The following is a 5844-nucleotide window of genomic DNA, read 5'->3' as shown; positions in this document are numbered from 1 at the left end:
CCGGGGTGGACATTCGGCAGATCACCATCGCCGGCAACGGCGGAGATCCGAACAAGGACGGACTCGTGCTCTTGCGCATGATCGGAGTCCTGCCGTGACCCGTATTCCCGCATGGATGTCCGGTGTGGCGTTGGCCATCGTCATGATCGTGGGCACCTCGTATCTCGTCGTCGGCGTGCTGGGTATCGACCCAATCGCTCAGCGCAATCACGCCGTGATCGAACTTCGCGACGCGGCAGGTCTGAGGGTCGGGTCCGACGTGGTGTACCGCGGCGTGAACATCGGCAGCGTGGATGAGATACAGAGCACGAACGGTGGTGTCCGCATGCAGGTTGCGTACGACGCGCAGTATCGGATCCCGGTGGACAGCACCATGCGGGTCGAGAACCTGTCGGCCTTGGGAGAGCCGGTTTTCGCGCTGCTCCCCGAATCCGGGGACGGCCCATGGCTCGAGGACGGTGCGCATCTGACGGAGACCGTGGAATTGCCGACGTCGGTGCCCGACCTCCTCGCGACGACGTCGGACCTGCTGGACCAGACCGACGCCGAATCCGTAGGACACCTGGTCGACGCATTCGCCGAGGCTGTTGCCGGACTGGAGCAGACCCTGCCCGCGGCGGGCCGGGGAGCGGAACTGCTGCTCAGCACACTGTCCGCGCACGAGGGCTCGCTCGAGACCGTGCTGCGCGATCTCGTGCAGGTCATGGGCGACGTGGGATGGGTCAAGCCGGCGCTCACCAGCGCCCCGCCACAGTTGGACGAGTTCGGTGCCACCCTCGGCGAGTCGTACAAGTACCTTTTCGAGGGCTCGTCGGTATTGCGCGGGAGTGAGGTGCTCGGGTCGTGGCGGGGGCAGGAGGCCGAACTCGCTGCCTTCCTTGCCAAGCTGGCACCCGAGATCGGTGCGATCGGCGTTGCGCTGAGGCCTGTGACGCAGGCAACTGGTCCGCTGCTGGGCTCGATCGACATGGGGACCCTGCTCGAACACGCACTGGCGACGCTACCCGGTGACCGGATGCGGTTCACCGTTGACGTGCCGAGATGACCACCGAAGAGAACAAGGATGGATCTATGACGAAAGCCGACATCGCCCACGAGCATGAGGAAGAGGTCGCCGACACCGGAAGGTCCGAGCAGGGCGGGTCGGGTGCGACCGGGTCGCGCCAGACGTGGTGGAAATCGTCCCGGACCCTGGCGGTCGTCGCGGTCCTGGCCGTCGTCGTCGGAGCGGTGTTCGGTGTGCTGTGGGCGACCGACAGCTCCGCCGACGAGCTCGCCACCCTACGGGCTCAGCTCGACACGGAGGCCGCCGCCGAAGCGGCGGCATCGGAGTACGCGCTGAACGTGTCCGAGCTCGATTTCCACAACCTGGATGCCTGGCGGCAGTCGCTGAAGGCCGGCGTCAGTGAACAACTCGCACCGAAGCTGGACGCGGCCGTCGACGTGGTGGGACCGTGGCTGACCGAGATGGAATACACCGCGACAGCGCGTGTGCTGGCAGCCGACGTCTCCGAGCACGACGGTGACCGGTTCGTGGTGCAGGTGTTCGTCGATATGACGTCGAAGAGCAGCCAGGCCCCCAACGGGGTCGCGGCCACCGCGACGTACACGGTGACCATGGATCGGGCCAGCGATTGGACGATCACGGACGTCGGCGGGGTGGGCGCCGGACTACCCGATCCGTCGGCGGCTTCTCCGAACCCCGCCACCCCGCCCCGCTGAGAGTCGACCGCGTTCGGAAGGAACCTACCGGTACAAGAAGGCGCGGGATCACCGGTGCAGCGAGGTCGGCGACAACGGCCCTGGCTGCGGGTTCGGCCGAGTATGGTCGATAGCTGAACCGCAGGAGGCATGATGAGCGAATCGACACCTGCTCTCGGAGAGGAATGGCCCAGTCTGCGCATCGCCGACTGGACCGCGACCCGCGACACGCTGCACATGTGGCTCCAGATCGTCGGCAAGATCCGGCTGGTCCACGCCCCGATGGTCAACCACTGGTGGCAGGTAGCGCTGTATGTCACGCCGCGGGGGCTGAGTACTTCGTCGATCCCGTACCGGCGCATGTTCTTCGAGCTCGAATTCGACTTCCGCGATCACCGTCTGCACATCCGCGCGAGCGACGGCGGCAGCCGTGACATCCCACTCATCGCACAGTCGGTGGCGGACTTCTACGCGCGAACCATGCGTGCCCTGGACGAACTGGGTATCGAAACGCGTATCCAGGGCGCACCCAACGAGGTGGAGCCGGCGATCCCGTTTGCGCGGGACCATGAGCACACCTCCTACGATCCCGATGCAGCGCACCTGTTCTGGCGGCAACTGCTCCAGGCCGACCGGGTCCTGCACGAGTTCCGGTCCCACTTCCTGGGCAAGGTCAGCCCGGTGCATTTCTTCTGGGGTGCGATGGATCTGGCGTGCACCCGCTTCTCCGGGCACACCGCACCGACTCACCCGGGAGGGGCACCGAACTGCGGTGACTGGGTAATGGTCGAGGCGTACTCGCACGAACTCAGCAGCTGTGGGTTCTGGCCCGGCGGCGCGGACGAAGGCGCCTTCTATGCATATGCCTATCCCGAGCCGGAGGGTTTCGCCGAGTACCCTGTGCAGCCCGACGCCGCCCACTACTCGCCCGATCTGGGCGAGTTCCTGCTGCCGTACGAGGCGGTGCGTACCGCCGAGGATCCCGACGCGGAACTGCTGCAGTTCCTGCACACCACCTACGCGGCAGCGGCCGACCTCGGTCACTGGGATCGTGTCCACCTCGAGTGCCGCCCGGACCGATGGTCCGCTCACCGCTGACGTGATGCAGCGTCCCGGTAGTCATCATCCGCGCAACGCGGACACGAAGATTGCCGGCAGCCGCTTCCAGGACGGTGCGCCGGCAAACGCGGTGAGCAGCCGACCCGTCGTGGCTGCAGTGCGGTTGTTCACGAACCACGGGGGCTTCGGGGAAATCGACAGCTCGCGCTTCAACACGGAGCGTGGCGACGGCCGGAACGGTCCGCGGACGATGGTGCGTTCAGGGTGGTCGATCAGCATGGCGTTGTGCACCACTCCGATTCCGCTCTGGACGTCGTTGCGCGTGTGCCCGGGGAATGCTCCCCAGGTTGCGGTAGCGGTGAGGTATCCGACTCCGGTCCAGGCGTTCACGGCGATGGTTCCGTAGTGCAGGCTTTCGAGGTGCGAGTCGAACTCCTTGCCCATCGAGCGGATAGTTTGCGGGTGCGCGATGATGTTGACACCGAGGGTGCCGAGGAACTCGCTGTTCACGAGTTCGGCTGCGCGCCGAGCAAACTCGGCTCCGCTGTACGGAAGGTCCACCACACCCAGCACCGGGGCGAAGTACTCCGTCTGGAGAATCGGTTCGTATTCGTCCGGTTTCACGCCGGTGATGAGCACCCGGCCGCCGTTCTTGCCCAGGCGCTTCGCGTTCGGGAACGACGCCGTGGCGCGGGCGACGCGGTCGTCGCTACCCGGGTAATATGCGGCGCGATCGGGTGCCCGATCGAAGGCGTCCCGCAGTGCCTCCACGAATTCGTCGTGTTGCTTCCACTCCGACGACACCACCACTGCCTGCGCCGCTACGCAGTTGTAACCGCCGTTGTGAAGGCGTTGCGTGGCAACGTGTTCGGCCTGGAAGAGAATGTCGGCACGACTCCACTCGCCGGGTAGCACGATGGTCGGGGACACGCCGCCGAGTTCGCTCGAGATGGGCTTGTCGAGGAGGGGCTGGTTCGACGCCTTGCGGCGCGCCCCTTCCTCCCCGGTGCCGAACACGATCGCGTCGTGTGTGAGAGCGCTTCCCGTCATGTGCACGTGGTCCACCTGAGGGTGATGCACCAGATACGTTCCGACCTCCGCGCCCCCGGTGAGCAGGCGGACCGCGCCGATCGAGATCAGAGGTTCGAGGACGCGCGTCAGGACGGGCAGTAGCGGGTTGGTGATGGGGTTGAGCTTGAGTGCGACGACACGGTTGTGCGCGATCAGTTCGTACAGCGTGTCGAGTGGGGCGATCGAAGTGATGTTGCCGGCGCCGAGGACCACCCCGATGCCCTGTGTCCGCGACGGGTCGCGCTGTGCGAGTCCGGCCTCGCGCTGTGCCGTCGCACGATCGACCCCCGGCTGCAGCCACACCTCGGCGCTGAACCCGCTGAGAAGGAGTATGTCGAAGATGTTCAGTGGCAGAACCTTGACCGTTGTTCGGTTGCCGGGCGCGGTGCCGAAGGTGGCGCCGTCCAGCGGACTGCGGCCGGACTCGAGTTTCGCCAGGCTCGCGGACAGGGCGGCTGTTGCGGTGGCGACGGGATACGGACCCGACATCCATTCCTCGCCGACCAGCGGCGACTTCGGATCCAGACCCTTGATCGCGACGGCCGCGTCGACCCAGTCGGCGGCGTGCTGCGCGGCGAGGTCGTGAATCCTGTCGAGCAGTCGACGACGGGCGGCCAGCGACAGGCCCGCCCAGGTCTTCTCACCCTCGGCGAGGTCGGCGAGGGCCGCATCGACAGCGCCCCTACCTGCGGCGGAGCCGGGGGTGACGGACGGCTCGGGAGTGGCGTCGGATGAATGAGACACGGTGAACAACTCCGCTCGGTCGAAGATGGGACGAGTGCGTCCGCGGGTATGTAGTCGATTCTCGTCGCACTCCGGCGGTATGCGCCATAGCTGGAGCTGATCACGCCGGCCGCGTCATGCCCGTACGGGAGGTGACGTAGCGCCTAGTTGTGATTCCTGGGGACGTTGTGAACGTCGACGCGTTCGATAGGCGACTTGCCGCCGATTCCGGTGTGTGGTCGGTGGTGATTGTAGTGATGGAGCTACTCCTGGTAGGTCGCCGAGCGGGCCTCGTCGGACAGATACGTCTCGGCGTACGCCCACGCGGCAGCCAACGTCCGGTTGAATCGCTCCACATTCCCGTTGGTCCGCGGACGATAGGGGCGGGCGTAGCGGTGCTTGTCCGGACCGAGCGCCGCTGCGAAGCAGTGTGAGCGATAGTAGGATCCGTTGTCGGTCAACACCGCTCGCGCCTCGATATGGTGGGCCGCGAAGAACGCACGGGCCCGTTCCCAAAACGCGGCGGTCGTGAGTAATCATGACGCTGCCCCTTTCGTGATCCTGCGGTGACTGCCATCAATCATGGGTGGTGCATGTCACAGTCGTCTCGGTGTGCCCGACTAATGCCCTGTTCAATGATTGCGCGCAGCGCCCAAAGACACGCGAGCCGGCTGGGGATTGCGCCGTGACAGTCGACGTCCGTACAGAACCTAGGCGGAACTGCGAATGGCTCTACGACGTCGCGGCTCTATTCCCGGTTTCGAGTGTTGGCGATTTCCAGTCGTTGCAGCAGTGACGATTCGGTCATTCGTTGGCGGGTGGGTGTCGGGCTGGCTGTCGGGCTGCCGAGGGTGCGCTGGCGCTGTATCGCGGCCTTGATGTCGGCCTTGATGTCGGGCTGGGTGCAGAGCCATGATCGGGAGACCTCGGCGCATTGCGCGACTGTCGCGAATGTAATTGGGGTGCTGCTGTTATCGAGTTCTCGCAGGGTTCGGCCAGTCGTTGCCGGCCGCCGTCCTCGGCGGCGGTGATGATCTGCTGAACCTGCTGGCGGTGCTCGTGATGCTGAGGCAGAAACTCTGACGTCGTGATGAACATGGGACAGGTCAGGCAGGCTTCTCTCGAACTTCGAAAGTGTCCTTCAGATCAGTAGCGTGCTGCTCCGGTCATTGGGTCCTGACACTCGTTGGGATGCCATGTCGCTCTTTGGGTCTGCTGTTCGCGTTGTCCTCGCAGAGTTCCTGGGTACGGCGCAGAAGGGCTAGTCGTACTGCGTCCGGTGACAGGACT

General features: G+C 65.5%; 4 protein-coding genes and 1 pseudogene. 3 read left to right on the top strand and 2 right to left on the bottom strand.

What is annotated here, in order from left to right; genetic code table 11:
• Positions 1–94 precede the first annotated feature (94 nt).
• The 3 genes from WAW17_RS01415 to WAW17_RS01405 all read left to right on the top strand — a co-directional run bounded on the left by WAW17_RS01415 (position 95) and on the right by WAW17_RS01405 (position 2799).
• Positions 95–1045, top strand: a complete 951-nt coding sequence (locus WAW17_RS01415; RefSeq protein ID WP_422331245.1) for an MlaD family protein — start codon at positions 95–97, stop codon at positions 1043–1045.
• 26 nt (positions 1046–1071) lie between these two features.
• Positions 1072–1722: a hypothetical protein gene (locus WAW17_RS01410; RefSeq protein WP_422331244.1), complete on the top strand. Its 651-nt coding sequence runs from the start codon at positions 1072–1074 to the stop codon at positions 1720–1722.
• Positions 1723–1854: 132 nt separating this feature from the next.
• On the top strand, positions 1855–2799 hold the full coding sequence (locus WAW17_RS01405; protein ID WP_422331243.1) for a DUF5996 family protein: 945 nt from the start codon (positions 1855–1857) through the stop codon (positions 2797–2799).
• Between the two features lie 24 nt (positions 2800–2823).
• On the opposite strand, the gene WAW17_RS01400 is transcribed toward WAW17_RS01405, so the two are convergent.
• Positions 2824–4455 (bottom strand): aldehyde dehydrogenase family protein, encoded by a 1632-nt coding sequence (locus tag WAW17_RS01400; protein WP_422331246.1) that lies wholly within the window; start codon positions 4453–4455, stop codon positions 2824–2826.
• Positions 4456–4718: 263 nt separating this feature from the next.
• Positions 4719–5084 (bottom strand): annotated as a pseudogene (locus tag WAW17_RS01395) (integrase core domain-containing protein); the annotation flags it as partial.
• Between the last annotated feature and the right edge of the window lie 760 nt (positions 5085–5844).

Origin of the sequence: Rhodococcus sp. (in: high G+C Gram-positive bacteria) (assembly GCF_049286785.1) — a bacterium.
Lineage (GTDB): Bacteria > Actinomycetota > Actinomycetes > Mycobacteriales > Mycobacteriaceae > Rhodococcus_F.
Note: the sequence above shows the minus strand (reverse complement) of the source record. Positions and strands in the feature narration are given on the sequence as shown.